Genomic DNA, 15542 nt, shown 5'->3' on the forward strand with positions numbered 1-15542 from the left:
GCCCCGGCTGCCTCGGCACTCGGCCCCGGCTGCGCGGGTTTCAGTGGGCGCGCGTGCTGCACCAGGTGCTTGGGCTGGAACCCACGCGTTCACCCCCGGTTGGTGACCGACTGAGTCGTTCGGTCACTCGGTCTGGCATTCACCCGAACGGGCAACCCGACGCCCCGCGGGAGACGAAGTTGGGTCGGATGTCCATGTCGGGTGGATCGTAGAGCCGGTGGAAGGTCGGGGTGATGCCGGACGACATGGGCGGGTTGATCCACGACCAGTCCGTCGGGCAGGCGCGGCCGGCTCGGGCTTCGCGGTCGACGTGGTCGATGAACTGCTTGGCGACGGTGTGGTGATCCACCATGTAAGCGCCGGTTTCGCGGAAACTGTGGATGACGGCTCGGTTGAGTTCCACCAGTGCGCGGTCTCGCCACAGTGTCCGTTCCGAGCTCATGTCGAGGCGCAGTTTCTTGGCGATGGTGGGGAGCATGTCGTAGCGGTCGGTGTCGCTGAAGTTGCGTGCGCCGACTTCGGTGTTGACGTACCAGCCGTTGAACGGTGCGCAGGGGTAGCGGACGCCGCCGATCTCGAGGTCCATGTTGGAGACGGCGGGTACGGCGTGCCATTTGAGCCCGAGCCCTGCGAACCAGCGGTAGTTGGGGTGGATGAGGTCGACTTCGAGGACGAGGTCGCGGGGGACGTCGAACCAGCGGATCGGCTCGTCGGGCGTGGAGATCATCAGTGGCAGAACGTCGAATGCGGTGCCCTCGCCGCGCCATCCGAGCCGCTGGGCCAGGGCGGTGAGTTCGAGGTGCGCGGGGTCGCCGGTGACTGTGCCGTCGTCGGCGCGGTAGCCGGCGTAGCGGATGAGTTGGGGGCTGATGATCCGGTATTCGCGGCCGTCGGGCAGGCGCGGCGGGCCGACGGTGACGATGGATTGCAGTGCGCCGCCGTTGGTGGCCACGCGGAGGTGCTCGAAGCAGGCGTCGGCGATGCCCTGTGCCGTGGTGGCGTGCCGTGCGTCGATCAGCTTCAGGGTGCGCCAGTGTTTCCGTCCGACGCACCGTGCGTGGTTTCGCCACGCCAGTTTGGCGCCGACGAGGATCTCCTCGGCGGATTGGACGTAGGTGCCCGTGGCGCGGAGCTCGGCGAGCGCCTGCGTCGCCCGAGACGCGGGTAGGTGTTGCAGTTCCGGTTGGTCGAAGAACTCGCGGCACTCGGTGAGGCGCGCGCTCAGGCCGGGATCGTCGATACGTGGCCCGACTTTTCGGCCGTTCGCTGGTTCCTTCACGTCCGCCCCGACAGCGACAGTCACGTTTTGCCTACCCCGTTTCGATCGGTCCCGCTGAATGTTCTCGATTCGACGCAACCGAATCCTAGGTCCTCGAACTGTCGGTGAAAAGGCCTGGAAATCGATGCGACTCAAGCGATTTCGACCTCTGGGTTGGTTATTGCCGAACGCGGCAAGCTATTTCCCGGTTAACGCAGTCAAAGCAGGTCGAGTGAATCCGCTCGGTGGGTCATGTCCGAGTCACTGGGTTAGACTGCCTGGAAATCACGGCGGTCGAGAAACTAGTGCCGGCTGCCTTGGCGCACGTCCGGGTAGACGTCGGACGCCGACTTCTACGCGGTGAGGGGGCCTTCGAGAGATGGATGCTCGGGCGATTTCGCTTGTGAGAACCACGTTCAAAGCGGTCGCGGCCGTCGACGGTGGTCCGGAGAAGCTGACGCGTTCGTTCTATGCCATTCTGTTCGCTCGCAATCCCGAGGTGCGGGATTTCTTCCCCGCGTCGATGGAGTCCCAGCGGGACAAGTTGGTGACGGCGATCGCCTATGCCATCGATCAGCTCGAAGACCTCGACCGCCTGCTGCCGTTCCTGGCTCAGCTCGGCCGCGATCACCGCAAGTACGGGATCGTCGACGCGCACTACGCGGCCGTCGGAGATGCTCTGATCACGGCCCTGGAGCAGTTCGCGGGCAACGAGATCTGGACCGACGAGGTCGACGCCGCCTGGCGCGAGGTCATCGCGGTGATGGCGGGCACGATGATGGAAGCGGCGGAGGCCGACGACGGACCGCCGGTGTGGCAGGGCACCGTCGTCGAGCATCTGCGTGTTCTCGACGACGTGTCGATCGTGCGGCTCATGCTCGACGAGCCTCTGGATTACAGTGCCGGACAGTACGTCAGTGTGTCGATTCCGAGCCGTCCGCGCATGTGGCGGTACCTGTCGCCGGCGATTCCCGCGAACGCAGCGGGCGAGATCGAATTCCACATCCGGCGCGTCACGGGCGGGTGGGTCAGCCCGGCGCTCGTGGGGAGCACCTCCGTCGGGGACCGATGGACCATCGGAGCGCCGCTCGGCAGCATGACGAGGCACACCGCGCCCGGTCGTGATCGTCTCCTCATCGCATCGGGCACGGGAATCGCGCCGTTGCGCGCGCAGCTCATGGAGATGGCCACCAAGGCCGACAACCCGTCCGTCCACGTCTTCTACAGCGGCCACTACCCGTGCGACCTCTACGATCTGCAGACTCTCCAGCAGATCGCAGCGATCAATCCGTGGCTGTCCGTCGTCGGGATCGTCGAGGAAGAGACCGATCCGTGGTGGTACGACGGACCGCAGTACCGGAACCAACTCGGCGGCTCATCGCCGATCGTCGGGCAGGTCGGGAAGGTCGTCGCGGAGTTCGGATCATGGGACGGCCGTGACATTCAGATCGTCGGCTCACCCTCGATGATCAACACCACCAAATTCCGCTTGCAGGGCGCAGGAGTCGATCTCTCCCTCGTCCGCCACGACCCTTGGTGACTGGGTCATTCCGCAGGCTCCATCCCGCCCCCGACTGGGTCGTTCCGCAGGCTCCACTCCCGCCCCCGACTGGGTCGTTCCGCAGGCTCCACTCCCGGGCCCGCCGCATATTCTGGACACATGCAGACGTGGAATGCCGAGGTGGTGCAGTACCACCGCTTGCGCAATGACCTGGCCGTGGTTCGACTCGAAGGTGACGCAATACCTTTCGAGGCAGGTCAGTCGCTCGACGTCACTGTTCCGCAGAATGCGCGGCTGAGTCGTCGGTACTCGTCGGCGTTGCCGCCGTCGCTCGATGGAAAGTTGGAATTCCATGTCCGGGCCGTGCCGGCTGGGTGGGTCAGTGGATCGATCGTCAACGAGACGAGGCCGGGTGACGTGTGGACGTTCGGCAATCCCGCGGGCAGTCTGAAGGTCGACCACTCCGGACGCGACGTCGTGATGATTGCAGGGGGCACCGGGCTCGCACCGCTGCGTGCGCTGATTCTGGATCTGACCCGGCGGGAGACACCGCCGAACGTGACGCTGTACGTCGGTGGACGGTCACCACGTGACCTCTACGCGGCCGACCTGCTGTGGATACTGGCGTCCGAATTGCCGTGGCTGACCGTCGTTCCCGTCGTGGACCAGTTGACGGATCCGTGGGCTCCCGACCGCTGGCACGACGCCATCGGAGCCGAGATCGCGGGTGTCGCAGAGATGTTCGGCCCCGAGCACTGCTGGGAGGGCAGTCTGGCCGACGTCATGAGTGTGCAGCAGCCGTTCCTCGACTCCCAGGTACTGGTCTGCGGTTCACCCGGGATGGAAGCGGCCACGATTGCTGCCTTGATCGACAACGGAACCCCGGAGACCGCCATCGTGCGGTGACGCCGTACGTCAGCCGACGTGCGGCGCGGTGTTCGTGCCGACCGGCAACACCCGCGGCGGCGCGGGCGAGAACAAGCGACGCACGGAGTACCGACCCTTGGCCGGGTCGTACGGCCGATACACGGCGAACACGAGAATGTGCCACCACCAGTGCAACCGGAGTGCCTTGCGTCGCTCGGGAGTCATGACCCCGTGCCGCTCGAACGTCCTGATACCGCATTCGATGTACTCACCGAATTTCGACGGCGGAGTGAGGGCGCGGCGGGGCGACACGTCGACATTCATGTCGGACAGCTGAGCCAGCTTGACGTCCACGGCGGTCAGGCACAGGGCCAGATCGAGATCTTCGTGAAGTTCGGCGTCGGTGCTGACCATCGGTTCGACGCGGTGCCACGCGGACTTGCGGATTGCCATGTTGGCGCCGTGCAGGTTGGTGACCAGGCGACCGCCTCCGATCGCGCCCTTCCTCAGGTGCCGACCGAACCACCACGCTTTGAGGCCACGGACCGGCGAATCGTACGGCTGATTGAGTCCGGTGACACCGCCGACGTGTGCTCCGTCCGCAGACAGGTAGTTCAGAACGGCCCGGGCCTATCCCGGTGTGACGCGGGTGTCGGCGTCGACGCGGCCCAGGACGTCGCCGCGGGCCGCGCGAAATCCGGCATTGCGTGCGTGCGCGACGCCGGGTGCGCGCTCCGGCAGGAGCGTGATCTTGGGGTGGGCGTCGGCGTAGGCCTCGACGACAGCGGCGGTGCGGTCGGTGGAGTTGTTGTCCACGACGATGATCTCGTGGATGTCGTCACCCTGCGCGACCAATGCGTCGAGGCAGGGGCCGATGTAGGCCTCTTCGTTGTGGGCCGGGATCACGACCGACAAGGTTTCGGCGGGGAGCGTGGGAGTCGACACACTGGGAGATTATCGGTGACGAGGTGTGGAGTCGAATCGAAAAGTATTGTGTATCAGAGTATTCGGGTGAGTTCGCTGATACATGGGTGTTTTGTCGAGGTCGAGTTCGTTTTGTCCGTCGACGGCGGTCGACCGGTCGGATCGACGGGATTGGACGGGGTGAAGTCATGCTCGATGACACGCTCATCGGGCCGGCAGCTAGGCTGGGCCGGACGTCGGTCCGACAGCACGTGACTACCAGAGGAGACGAGCAGTGGCTTCCGAGATCGCAGTGGGCGACCTGGTTCAGGCGACCGGGCACGCCGGACCGTGGAAGGTGCTGGAAATCCGTCAGGGTCTGGCACTTCTCGAGCATCATGCCGGTCATCGACTGTCGGTCCGCACGACCACGCTGTCCGTGGTTCGGAAAGCGTCACCCTCGGAGGCTGCGAAGCCCGTCGTGGACGAGCCGGATTCGCCTACCCTCTTCGACTGAAGGTCGGCGAAACAGGAGAGACGCGTCCCCGACGGCCGCGTCCTCGTGGCTTACCCACTCAGGTCACTGGCGGGAAGTGGGTCGTTCTACAGTCCGCCGAGCAGCAGGTGAAGAGTATCTCCGACGACTGCGATCAGGCCGGCTACGAGTCCCATGTGATTCCTCTTTTCTGTGATTCGCCTTGCGACGCTGCTCTTTTGAGCTGACAAGAATCTATGGGCGGCGTATTGCCCGCGAGTTAACTGCGAGTAATGGCCTCGGCGGATGCGCGAAACATTACCTTTGCTCATCAATATGGTGGATTGAACGAGGGGCGTGATGAATGCGTCATCGGCCACGTGACTTGTACATGCGCCGCTGGAGCTTGGCGAGCTGTTTGGCCTCGGCGAGCCTCTGCCCATTGGCGCGGGCGTCGTGTCGCGTTGTGGCCCAGTGATTCTCGCGTTCCAGGCGGTGGTAGTTGGCGATCCGCCGGGGGTCGATACTCTCCTGTACTGCGCATCCGGGTTCGCTGCTATGAGTGCAATCGCGAAATCTGCATCGCGCCGACGCGTCCTCGATGTCCGAGAAGGTCTGCTGTAGGCCCTCTTCCGACGCGACGAGGCCGACGGAGCGAAGTCCGGGAGTGTCGATCACCGTCATTCCGACGGTGGGAAGCGGCACGAGTTCGCGTCGAACCGTCACGTGACGCCCTTTGCCGTCGGCTTCGCGTACATCGCCTGTGCTCAGGACTTCCTGGCCGACGAGCGTGTTCGCCAACGTCGACTTTCCCGATCCGGACGGTCCGATCAGGGCATTGGTTCCGCCGAGATGGTCGGTAAGGCAGGCTATTCCATCACCGGTGCGGGAGCTGATCGCGAGTACGGTCACGCCGGGTGACGACGCCTTCAGGTCGGTGACTCGGTTGGAATCGCCGGCGTCGCACTTGGTGAGTACGACCAGTGGTGTTGCGCCGCTGTCCCATGCGAGGGCGACGTATCGTTCGACGCGGCCGAGGTCGAGTTCGGTGTCGGCGGCGACGGTCACGACGACGGTGTCGACGTTGGCGGCGAGGGTCTGAGTGTGGGACGTCGTGCCTGCCGATGCTCGGACGATGGCTGTGCGGCGGGGTAGGACTGTCGTGAGTACGGCCCCGCCCGTCGGCTGGGTGTGGATGCGTACCCAGTCGCCGGTGCACACGTCGAGGTGTCCGGTGTGGGCGCGCAGCGTTCCGTGTTCGGTGGCGATGTCGCTGGACCCGCGGTAGACCGCGGTGACGCGCCCGGGTTCTCCGGGTGAGCTGTTCTCGTGGAATCGCTGGTGCCAGTAGGTGTCGAAACCCAAGTGGGACAGTGTGGTCGGTGAGGACACGGGTGAGCCTTTCGAAGGGCCGACCCGGTGCCCGGGTCAGCCGATGATGGGGGAGGAGGAGGCCGTGGGCACGGCCGTACGCCGAATGACCATGGTTTCTCCTCCTCTCGTCTCGCCTCGAATGCTCGGGTGGATGGAAAGTATCAGAGCAGAACTGGGCTACGCCATCGATTTAACGGTGCTCACTGCGGAGACGGGTCGGCCAGCACGCGAGCGGCGAACGCGACGGCGAGATCGAGGAGGACGCGTGCCTCGGGCAGGGCGCCCGCCATCACCGGGAACGCATGAACCTGGCCCTTCCAGACGTGCGTCTCGACGGTTCTGCCTGCTGCCGCGAGCGAGGCCGTCATCGCTTCGACGTCGGGACGCATCAACTCGTACTGCGCGGTGGACAGGAACACCGGCGGGAAGATCGCCGGGTCGACGTCGATCGGCGACGGTGAGCCGGCGATGGCGTCGGGCCCGTTCAGCCACCGATCCTCCAACGCGATGACCTGCTTCATCGGAAGGTAGGCGTCCTTCTTCATGAACTCCTTCGGATGGCTCTTCAGGTCGAGGTTCAGCAGTGGAGAGAACCCGAGGACCGCCGCGGGCGGGGTGAGACCGTCGAGTACGGCCAGTTCGGCGACTTTCATCGCCAGGTATCCACCCGCCGAGTCGCCGGCGACGATGATCTTGCTGGGATCGGCGACGGTTTCCAGCGCGGCGCGGTAGGACGCCATGGCGTCGGCGATCGATGTTCCGATGCCGCCGTAGGGGATCTGTCGGTACTCGACGGAGTAGACGGGGACCCCTGCGCGAGCTGCAATCGTCGCGCACGCACTTCGGTGCGTGGCGAGGCCGCAGAACACGAATCCGCCGCCGTGGAAGTAGAGCACGGACGCGCCGTCGAGTGATCCGGTCGCGGTCTTGGGGTGCGTCGTCTTCTCGCACGGGACGCCGCCCAATCGAACCTGTTCGATGGTCACACGCTTGGGTTTGGGCAACCTGTCGACGGCACGGTCGAGCTGACCGATGGCCTTGATGCCACCGTCGGTCAACGGCCACAGCGAGAACGTCGGCTTCAACGTCAGGCGCATCGCGCAGGACAGAACGCGGGCTTGGCGGCTGATGTCGTCGTGCCAGGTGAGCGTATGGGTCATGGATACGCACGCTAGCACCGGTTGGAACGTGTTCTCGTTGATTCGGCCATGAACCGAGGTCAGGCGTGCTCCCGCCGGTCACGGGAAACAGAAACGTGTTCTACTGCGACCGGGTGGGGAGCGTGCCCTCCTGCTGCGGGTTCGACAGTGCATTGAGGAACGCCCGCGCCCAGCGGTCGACGTCGTGCGCGAGGACCTGGCGCCGCATCGCCCGCATGTGGCGTCGACCTTCTTCCGCCGGCTGTTCCAGCGCGGAGACGATGGCGTCCTTGACGCTGTCGAGGTCGTGCGGGTTGCACAGGTACGCCTGACGCAGTTCGGCTGCGGCACCGGTGAATTCGCTGAGAACCAGGGCGCCACCCAGATCGCTGCGGCTGGCGACGTACTCCTTGGCGACGAGGTTCATGCCGTCGCGCAGCGGAGTGACGAGCATGACGTCCGCGGCCACGAAGTACGCGATGAGATCGTCGCGGGGGATCGGACGGTGCAGGTAGTGCAGTACCGGGTGGCCCACCTGGCCGTACTCGCCGTTGATACGGCCGACCTGTTGTTCGATTTCACCGCGCATCGCCTTGTAGCTCTCGACGCGTTCACGGCTCGGGGTGGCGAGCTGAATGATGACGTTGTCCACCGGGTCTATGCGGTGCTCTTCGAGCAGTTCACGGAATGCGTTCAGCCGGACGTCGATACCTTTGGTGTAGTCGAGGCGGTCGACACCGAGCATGATGCGCTTCGGGTTGCCCAGCTCCTTGCGGATCTGCTTCGCGCGATCACGGACAGCCTTCGAGCGGGACTTCTCGTCGAGGTCGCCGGAGTCGATCGAGATCGGGAACGCGCCGACGCGGACGGTACGGAACCCGACCTGCACCGAACCGAGCCGTGACCGGACGCCGACGGTGCCACGTGAGGTGACCTGGCCGGCGAGGCGTCGGGCGAGGTAGAGGAAGTTCTGGGCGCCGCCCGCGAGGTGGAATCCGATGAGGTCTGCCCCGAGGAGGCCTTCGACGATCTCCGTGCGCCACGGCATCTGCATGAACAACTCGACCGGAGGGAACGGGATGTGCAGAAAGAAGCCGATCGTGAGGTCCGGCCGCAGCATCCGCAGCATCTTCGGGACGAGCTGGAGTTGGTAGTCCTGAATCCAGACGGTCGCGCCCTGCGCAGCCGCCGCGGACGTGGTCTCGGCGAAGCGGCGATTGATCTCGACGTACGCGTTCCACCAGGAGCGGTCGTACACCGGCTTGACGATGACATCGTGGTAGAGCGGCCACAAGGTGGCGTTGGAGAAGCCTTCGTAGTAGTCGGCGACTTCCTGCTCGGTCAAGGCGACCGGGCACAGTTCGAGCTCGTCCTCGACGAACGGCTCGACGTCGACGTCGGGGACCCCAGGCCATCCAACCCATGCGCCCTTGTTGGCGCGCAGGATCGGTTCGAGAGCCGTGACGAGTCCGCCGGGGCTGCGCTTCCATCGCGTGCTGCCGTCGGGGAGTTTCTCCAGGTCGACGGGCAGCCTGTTGGCTACGACCACAAAATCCGAGCCCTGCGAGGCGTCAGCCACTACTGTCCAATCTTCTCGAAACCGGGGTAGGTCAGTCGACCTTCGCTGTGGGATCGATACCCAACATCGACAAAAGCATGCGGCACTCGTCGGCGTCCGTCGCATAGGCGGCGACGACGCGTTGCGCCTGGCTGGCGGTCTCGTCTGCCAACGGCTCCAGGTCCTCGTCGGCGATGTCGGTGTCGGTGGTGGTCTTGGCGGCCATGGTGTTCTCCATCTTCTGTGGCTGCTCGAATATGGTGCGCCCCGACTCTATGAGAATGCGGTGCTCTCTCGCCACTTTGCGCCGCGAGCGAGCGTCCCGACGGACCCCCGGAATGAAATAGCATCAGGCAATGCGTTTTTCTCCCGCAGGCTCCACTGCTGGCCCCCTGGGTCGTTCCGCGGGCTCCACTCCTGTCACGGGCAGTGCGATTCTTCGGCGAACCGTCGTACGTCAACGGGCCCGGATGATCATTTCGTCACTGTTCTTCTGCGTGCACCAGTTCTGCGAGACCATGGTGCCCGTCGCGATCGGCTTGATCGTCGGCCGCGCGATCGACACCGGTGACGGCCGGGCGATGATCGTCTCACTGTTCGGCCTGGCCGGGCTGTTCGTGGTGCTGTCGTTCGCGTACCGGTTCGGGGCGCGGATCATCGTCGTCGCGATCGAACGTGAGGCGCACATGATGCGCGTCGAGGTCGCTGGTCGGGTACTCGATCCGCGCGGTGTTCGCACCGATCTGGTGTCCGGTGAACTGCTGACGGTGTCCACATCCGACGCGGAGAAGACGTCCTGGATTCTCGACGTCATCGCGCGGACGGTGGCTGCCATCGCCGCGACGGTCGTGTGCGCGGTGGCGTTGCTGATCGTGGACATTCCGTTGGGAATCGCCGTGCTGGTGGGCACTCCCGTCATCATGTATCTGCTCCAGCGCGCAGCGCCGCTGCTCACGCGGACCGCGACGACGCAGCAGGCCGAGGTCGCTCGTGTCTCCGGAATGGCCACCGATCTGGTCAGTGGCGTTCGACCGCTGCGCGGCATCGGCGCCGAGAACGCTGCAGCGGCGCGGTTCCACGCGTCGAGCCGTACGGCACTGGGCGCGACGATGAAGATGGCGAAGGCCAACAGCGTCTACCTCGGATTCTCGACGACGGTCACCGCGCTTCTGTCGGTCGGCATCGCCGGTACCGCCGGGTTCTTCGCGCTGCAGGGCCGAATCTCGGTGGGCGAGTTGATCACCGTCGTCGGGTTGTCGCAATTTCTGATCGAGCCGTTGACGACGATGTCGAGGCTGCCGGGCGTCGCGGCGATGGTGCGTGGTTCCGCGGACCGGCTCGCCCTCGTTCTCGGCGCCGACCACGTACTTCCCGAGGGTGGCTCGGACGCACCGTCGTCGACGAATCTGGGTGTCCACGGCGTCGGATATCGGTCGTTGGACGGTCTGGAGATGTCGGTCGCTCCGGGTGAGCTGCTGGGAGTCGTCGCTCTGCGCGCGCAGGACGGGGAGGCGCTGGCTGCCGTGCTGTCCGGTCAGGTCGCGTCCGACGACTACGTCGGCGACGTCACCATCGGCGGTGCCGTCGTCGACACGCTCGGTCTGACGGAGGTTCGCCGCACGGTGCTGGTGGAGCCGCACAACACGGACCTGTTCGCCGGGACGGTGCGGTCCAACATCACCGCCGGAGCCGCACGCGCCGACGACGAGCTGGCGCCGGTCCTGGCGGCCTCGGCTGTCGAGGACGTGGTGGCGCTGCACGAGACCGGACTCGATCACGCCGTGACCGACCGGGGTGCCTCGTTGTCCGGTGGTCAGCGTCAGCGCGTCGCGCTGGCCCGCGCACTGTCGGTATCCGCTCCGGTGCTGGTGTTGCACGACCCGACGACCGCCGTCGACGCAGTCACCGAACATGCCATCGCCGCCGGCATCAAGGAACTGCGCCACGACGGTGACCAGGCCCAGACCACGGTGCTGATCACGACGAGTCCCGCGCTGCTCGCGGTCACTCACCGGGTGATCGTCGTCGACGACGGACGGGTCGTCGCCGAGGGAACGCACCACGAACTCGCCGCCCACGACGACCGCTACAAGGACACGGTGCTGCGATGACCACGACACCCGAACTGCTGCCCATCGCGACGGGCCGACGATCGTGGGCGTTCCTGCGCGGCGAACTGAAGGGGCGCCGCGGACTCGGGGCTGTCACGTTGCTGATCTCCGCTGTCGCAGCGGCGATGTCGCTCGTGCCGGTCTACGTGTTCGGCGTGCTGGTCGACCGGGTCACCGACGGTGCACCGACGTCGACCATCGTCTCCGTCGTCGCGATCATCACCGTCGCCGCCGTGGTCGGTGGCGTGTTCACCGCGTGGAGTTCGTACCTGATCAGCAAGCTCGGCGAGGGCATCCTGGCGTCGCTGCGGGAACGCGTGCTCGGTCGCGCACTGCACCTTCCCGTCGGAACTCTGGAGCGAGTCGGCAAGGGAGACCTGCTCTCTCGTGTCGGCGACGACGTGGCCGTCATGGCGAAGTCCATCGGCGAAGTGATCCCCAACATCGTGTCCGCTCTGCTGCTGGTGACCCTCAGTGTCGTGGCCATGCTCAGCCTCGACTGGCGACTCGGACTCGCAGGAATGGTCGCCATTCCGATGTACGTGCTCGCGCTGCGCTGGTACCTACCCAGGTCCGCGCCGCTGTACGCCGCCGAACGCGTCGCCATGGGCGAACGGTCGCAGGCCTTGATCTCCAGCATGCAGGGCGCCCGCACCGTTCGGGCCTACGGACTCGAGGAATCGCACCTGGGCGAGATCGACAAGGCGTCGGGCAAGGCACGGGACATCGGCATCACGGTGTTTCGCCTCTTCACGCGATTCGGTTCGCGCAGCAATCGCGCCGAATGCGTCGGCCTCTCGGTCATCCTCGCGGCGGGCTTCCTGTTCGTCCAGGACGGCCACGTCACCGTCGGTCAGGTCACCGCCGCGGCGTTGCTGTTCCATCGGCTGTTCAATCCCATCGGCATGCTGATGTTCTCGTTCGACGACGTGCAGTCGGCGGGAGCGTCTCTCGCCCGACTCGTCGGCGTCATGGACATCCCGGATCAGCGGTCACGCGGCACCGGCGTGGTGCCCGCCGACGCCACCCTCGAGGTCACCGGGCTGCGTCACTCGTACGACGGTGGGAACGAGGTGCTGCACGGCATCGACCTCACGGTCCGTGCCGGGGAAACCGTTGCGCTGGTGGGTTCCACGGGTGCAGGCAAGTCGACCATCGCAGCCATCGCGGCCGGGTCCATCGACGCGACGGACGGGCAGGTGCGCATCGGCGGTGCGAGCCTGGACGACCTCGGCGCCGACGGTCTGCGTCGCCACATCGCGATCGTCAGCCAGGAGGTGCACGTCTTCTCCGGCACTCTTGCCGAGGATCTGCAGTTGGCTGCTCCCGATGCCACCCGCGACGAGATCCACGCGGCGCTGACGACCGTCGGCGCAGGCGCGTGGGTCGACGCGCTCGCCGACGGCGTCGACACCCAGGTCGGAGAGGGCGGCCACGAGCTGACGGCGGCGCAGTCGCAGCAGCTTGCGTTGGCGAGGCTCGTGTTGGCCGATCCTGCCGTCGCAGTCTTGGACGAGGCGACCGCCGAGGCAGGCAGCTCCGGTGCGCGCGATCTCGAGGCCGCTGCGCAGGCAGCGACCCGTGGCCGCAGCACGCTCGTCGTCGCGCACCGCCTGACGCAGGCCGCCGCCGCCGATCGTGTGGTCGTGCTGGAACACGGGCGGATCCTCGAGGAGGGCGGCCACGACGAACTCGTCGCCGCCGGCGGCCGTTACGCAGAGCTCTGGGCGGCGTGGGAGGGCACCACGCCGGTGAGCGGCAGGTAGCAGGTCCTTTCGGAATTCGGTGCAGCTCAGCGGGTGTGAACTCGCAGGCCCGATTCGCCGGGGGCATGGGTGTCGTCCAGGACGAAGTTCGCGTCGTACTCACCGCCGTTCTGGGTGCGGTACGGGATCGGCCGGTCGGAGAACAGTGTGGCCAGCCGGGCCTGCAGGTGCGTCTCGGCCGCGGCGTAACCGTCGTCGGTCATTCGGTCGGCGCTGGGAATCAGCACCGGTGGTAGCACGGACATGCCTGTGTACCAGAAGAATCCGTGCTGAATGGGGAACAGCAGTTCGTCCAGTGAGCCGTTGATACCGCGCGGCGACACCGTGTGTTCACTGCCGCCCATACTGGTGACGATCAGTGCTCGGGTGCCCGCCAACAGACCGTCGCCGTAGCGGCGAGTTCCACCGTCCGCCTTGCGAATTCCGTATCCGAAGCCCTCGACGAACACGCGGTCCACCCAGCCTTTCATGATGGCGGGCATCGAGAACCACCACAGCGGAAACTGCAGTACGACGGCATCGGCTCGGCGCACCTTGTCCTGCTCGGCGGCGATGTCGGCGGCTATCGTCCCGCCTGCGAGAGCGGTCGACGACGCAGTGGCCACGTGCAGTCGGTGTGCCGGATCGTGTGCATAGTCCTCCGCGGTCACCACCGGATTCCACCCCATGCGGTACAGGTCGGACTCCATGGCGGTGTGACCCGCCCCGGCGAGCCACTTCAGCGCCGAGTCACGCAACGATCCGTTGAGCGAGCGAGGGTCGGGATGCGCGGAAACCCAAAGAATGTTCATGTCCTGAGCCTGTCACCAGCCGATCGGCCGAACCAGTGGCCTACCGGACAACATGTGAAAGAATTCGGCCATGCGTACACGTCGAGATCGTGACACCACCCGAGAACCGCATCGGGTGGTCGTCGTCGTCCGTGACGGACTGTTGGGGATGGAATTCGGCTCGGTCCATCGATTGTTCGGCCAGGCGAGGTCCGAGGACGGTGAGCCGCTGTACTCGGTGGTGACGTGTACCGCGACGCCCGGTCCGGTGCGCACGGATTCGGACGTGAGCATCGTGGTGGAGCGCGGGTTGGAGGCTGTTGCCGATGCCGACACGGTGATCGTTCCTGCGTCGGATCTGGACTACGGCGACGATCCCGTCTCGGACACCGCACTGTTCCAGCGGATTCGGCCCGGGACTCGGATCGCGTCCATCTGTACGGGTGCGTTCGTTCTGGCCGCTGCGGGTCTGCTCGACGGCCGACGCGCAACGACGCACTGGGCGTCGGCGGAGCAGTTCCGGGCGTTGTATCCCCAGGTCCGGCTCGAACCGAATGTCCTGTACACCCACGACGGCGACGTACTGACGGCGGCGGGGGAGGCGTCGGGTATCGATCTGTGCCTGTACATGATTCGGTGCGATTTCGGCTCGGCTGTCGCGAACCGGGTTGCGCGGGGAACGGTGGTACCGCCGCATCGGAGCGGCGGTCAGGCTCAGTACGTCGCGCCGCCCGTTCGCCGCTCCACGGCCAGTTCGATTGCTGCGGCGCAGGAGTGGGCGCTGGAGAGGCTGCACGAGCCGTTGTCCAACGAGGTGTTGGCGTCGTCGGTGTCCATGAGCGTCCGTACGTTCACGCGTCGATTCACCGCGGAAGTGGGTGTATCTCCGGCCAAATGGATTGCACAGCAACGTGTGCAGCGCGCCAAGGAACTGCTCGAGAACACCGATCACACCATCGACCGTGTCGCGGCCGAGGCCGGTTTCGGTACCGCCACGTCCCTGCGGCAGCAGCTGATGGCCGACATCGGAGTCTCGCCCAGGGCCTACCGCGCGACGTGGGCCGGCGTCACCAGCTCGCGATGACTCGTCGGGTGGGCCGTTCGTTACTGTCCGAGAACAGGTGTGGACTTGCTTCCTTGATCCGCTCGACGTCGTCGAACACTGCGCGCAGGTGATCACGCATCGCGCGCTCCGCGGCAGCGAAATCTGCCTGCTCGACAGCGTCGGCGATGGCGGTGTGCTGGGCGATGAGCTCAGGAATGGGGCGGGTGTCCCGTAGGCCGAGGCGCCGGGCACGGTCGAGGTGCGCTTTCGCGGACTCGACGGACCGCCATGCTGCCGAGTGCCCACCGGCGGCCAGAAGCGCCTGGTGGAATTTCTCGTCGAGTTCGAAGAAGTCGTCCATGCTCAGGCCTGGTTCGCTCTGCTGAGCCAGGTTGTCACGCAGGGCGGCGATGTCCGCGTCGGATCGTCCGGCGACCGCGTCCTTCAACGACGCGATCTCGATGGCCTCCCGGACGAACTGCGCGTCGGCGACCTTCTCGGTGTCCACCCGCGACACGAACGTGCCGAGTTGAGGAAAGACCTGCACCAGGCCTTCCTCGGCGAGGAGAATCAGTGATTCGCGCACGGGAGTACGGCTCACCGACAGGTGTTCGGCCAGCTCGTTCTCCGACAGGGGGCTGCCCGGAGGTAGCTTCAGCGACACGATTCGGTGCCGCAGCTCCTTGTAGGCGGCTTCGCGCGCGGTGATTTTTCGGGTGCTCACCGCGTCAACAGTAATGGCCGGTCGGATACGTGAGCTATGCGCGGCACGGAC

Annotated in this window: 15 protein-coding genes; 6 read left to right on the forward strand and 9 right to left on the reverse strand. The window is 65.9% G+C overall.

What is annotated here, in order from left to right; genetic code table 11:
- Positions 1 to 139: 139 nt before the first annotated feature.
- Positions 140 to 1279 carry a nitric oxide synthase oxygenase gene (locus tag H292_RS0105580; RefSeq protein ID WP_196806156.1) on the reverse strand — a complete coding sequence of 380 codons (1140 nt, stop codon included), beginning with the start codon at positions 1277 to 1279 and terminating at the stop codon, positions 140 to 142.
- Between the two features lie 358 nt (positions 1280 to 1637).
- On the opposite strand from H292_RS0105580, the gene H292_RS0105585 reads away from it, so the two are divergent.
- Both H292_RS0105585 and H292_RS0105590 read left to right on the forward strand, forming a co-directional pair.
- Positions 1638 to 2798 carry a globin domain-containing protein gene (locus H292_RS0105585; RefSeq protein WP_026347560.1) on the forward strand — a complete coding sequence of 387 codons (1161 nt, stop codon included), beginning with the start codon at positions 1638 to 1640 and terminating at the stop codon, positions 2796 to 2798.
- A gap of 120 nt (positions 2799 to 2918) precedes the next feature.
- A complete protein-coding gene (locus H292_RS0105590; RefSeq protein ID WP_020110773.1) occupies positions 2919 to 3665 on the forward strand; it encodes an FAD-binding oxidoreductase in 747 nt (248 codons plus the stop codon).
- Positions 3666 to 3674: 9 nt separating this feature from the next.
- On the opposite strand, the gene H292_RS28535 is transcribed toward H292_RS0105590, so the two are convergent.
- Both H292_RS28535 and H292_RS28540 read right to left on the reverse strand, forming a co-directional pair.
- Entirely contained in the window at positions 3675 to 4079 is a 405-nt protein-coding gene (locus H292_RS28535) for a hypothetical protein (RefSeq protein WP_020110774.1), read from the reverse strand.
- A gap of 177 nt (positions 4080 to 4256) precedes the next feature.
- Positions 4257 to 4571 (reverse strand): glycosyltransferase family 2 protein, encoded by a 315-nt coding sequence (locus tag H292_RS28540; protein WP_020110775.1) that lies wholly within the window; start codon positions 4569 to 4571, stop codon positions 4257 to 4259.
- Between the two features lie 253 nt (positions 4572 to 4824).
- Here H292_RS28540 and H292_RS0105600 point away from each other — a divergent pair, with 253 nt between their 5' ends.
- Positions 4825 to 5046: a hypothetical protein gene (locus H292_RS0105600; RefSeq protein WP_019663814.1), complete on the forward strand. Its 222-nt coding sequence runs from the start codon at positions 4825 to 4827 to the stop codon at positions 5044 to 5046.
- 327 nt (positions 5047 to 5373) lie between these two features.
- On the opposite strand, the gene rsgA is transcribed toward H292_RS0105600, so the two are convergent.
- The 4 genes from rsgA to H292_RS26835 form a co-directional block, all read right to left on the reverse strand.
- A complete protein-coding gene (gene rsgA, locus H292_RS0105605) occupies positions 5374 to 6369 on the reverse strand; it encodes a ribosome small subunit-dependent GTPase A (protein WP_231383768.1) in 996 nt (331 codons plus the stop codon).
- A gap of 209 nt (positions 6370 to 6578) precedes the next feature.
- Positions 6579 to 7538 carry an alpha/beta hydrolase gene (locus tag H292_RS0105610; protein ID WP_019663811.1) on the reverse strand — a complete coding sequence of 320 codons (960 nt, stop codon included), beginning with the start codon at positions 7536 to 7538 and terminating at the stop codon, positions 6579 to 6581.
- 100 nt (positions 7539 to 7638) lie between these two features.
- The gene (locus H292_RS0105615; RefSeq protein ID WP_019663810.1) at positions 7639 to 9096 is read right to left on the reverse strand and encodes an alpha,alpha-trehalose-phosphate synthase (UDP-forming); all 1458 of its coding nucleotides are present in this window, start codon (positions 9094 to 9096) and stop codon (positions 7639 to 7641) included.
- Between the two features lie 31 nt (positions 9097 to 9127).
- Positions 9128 to 9301, reverse strand: coding sequence for a hypothetical protein (locus tag H292_RS26835; protein WP_167336916.1), 174 nt, complete (start codon positions 9299 to 9301; stop codon positions 9128 to 9130).
- A 244-nt stretch (positions 9302 to 9545) separates the two neighbouring features.
- On the opposite strand from H292_RS26835, the gene H292_RS0105625 reads away from it, so the two are divergent.
- Positions 9546 to 11186, forward strand: coding sequence for an ABC transporter ATP-binding protein (locus H292_RS0105625; RefSeq protein ID WP_020110777.1), 1641 nt, complete (start codon positions 9546 to 9548; stop codon positions 11184 to 11186).
- Complete coding sequence (locus tag H292_RS0105630; protein ID WP_020110778.1) at positions 11183 to 12952, forward strand: ABC transporter ATP-binding protein; 1770 nt, start codon at positions 11183 to 11185, stop codon at positions 12950 to 12952. Before H292_RS0105625 ends, H292_RS0105630 begins: the two co-directional genes overlap by 4 nt.
- 26 nt (positions 12953 to 12978) lie before the next feature.
- Here the strand turns inward: H292_RS0105630 and H292_RS0105635 are convergent, their stop codons facing one another.
- Entirely contained in the window at positions 12979 to 13743 is a 765-nt protein-coding gene (locus H292_RS0105635; RefSeq protein WP_020110779.1) for an NAD(P)H-dependent oxidoreductase, read from the reverse strand.
- A 70-nt stretch (positions 13744 to 13813) separates the two neighbouring features.
- Between H292_RS0105635 and H292_RS0105640 the strand changes: the two genes are divergently transcribed.
- Entirely contained in the window at positions 13814 to 14806 is a 993-nt protein-coding gene (locus H292_RS0105640; protein ID WP_027498633.1) for a GlxA family transcriptional regulator, read from the forward strand.
- Here H292_RS0105640 and H292_RS0105645 read toward each other — a convergent pair.
- Positions 14790 to 15491, reverse strand: coding sequence for a GntR family transcriptional regulator (locus H292_RS0105645; protein ID WP_019663804.1), 702 nt, complete (start codon positions 15489 to 15491; stop codon positions 14790 to 14792). The genes H292_RS0105640 and H292_RS0105645 overlap by 17 nt on opposite strands.
- Positions 15492 to 15542 lie beyond the last annotated feature (51 nt).

The sequence above is a fragment of the Rhodococcus sp. 114MFTsu3.1 genome, assembly GCF_000383555.1.
GTDB classification, from domain to species: Bacteria; Actinomycetota; Actinomycetes; order Mycobacteriales; family Mycobacteriaceae; genus Rhodococcoides; species Rhodococcoides fascians_E.

Coding starts and splice junctions, on each gene's coding strand:
- H292_RS0105640 (WP_027498633.1), top strand. CDS start 13,814: ATGCGTACACGTCGAGATCGTGACACCACCCGAGAACCGCATCGGGTG.
- H292_RS0105635 (WP_020110779.1), bottom strand. CDS start 13,743: ATGAACATTCTTTGGGTTTCCGCGCATCCCGACCCTCGCTCGCTCAAC.
- H292_RS0105585 (WP_026347560.1), top strand. CDS start 1,638: ATGGATGCTCGGGCGATTTCGCTTGTGAGAACCACGTTCAAAGCGGTC.
- H292_RS26835 (WP_167336916.1), bottom strand. CDS start 9,301: ATGGCCGCCAAGACCACCACCGACACCGACATCGCCGACGAGGACCTG.
- H292_RS28535 (WP_020110774.1), bottom strand. CDS start 4,079: ATGGCAATCCGCAAGTCCGCGTGGCACCGCGTCGAACCGATGGTCAGC.
- H292_RS0105630 (WP_020110778.1), top strand. CDS start 11,183: ATGACCACGACACCCGAACTGCTGCCCATCGCGACGGGCCGACGATCG.
- H292_RS0105590 (WP_020110773.1), top strand. CDS start 2,919: ATGCAGACGTGGAATGCCGAGGTGGTGCAGTACCACCGCTTGCGCAAT.
- H292_RS0105610 (WP_019663811.1), bottom strand. CDS start 7,538: ATGACCCATACGCTCACCTGGCACGACGACATCAGCCGCCAAGCCCGC.
- H292_RS0105625 (WP_020110777.1), top strand. CDS start 9,546: ATGATCATTTCGTCACTGTTCTTCTGCGTGCACCAGTTCTGCGAGACC.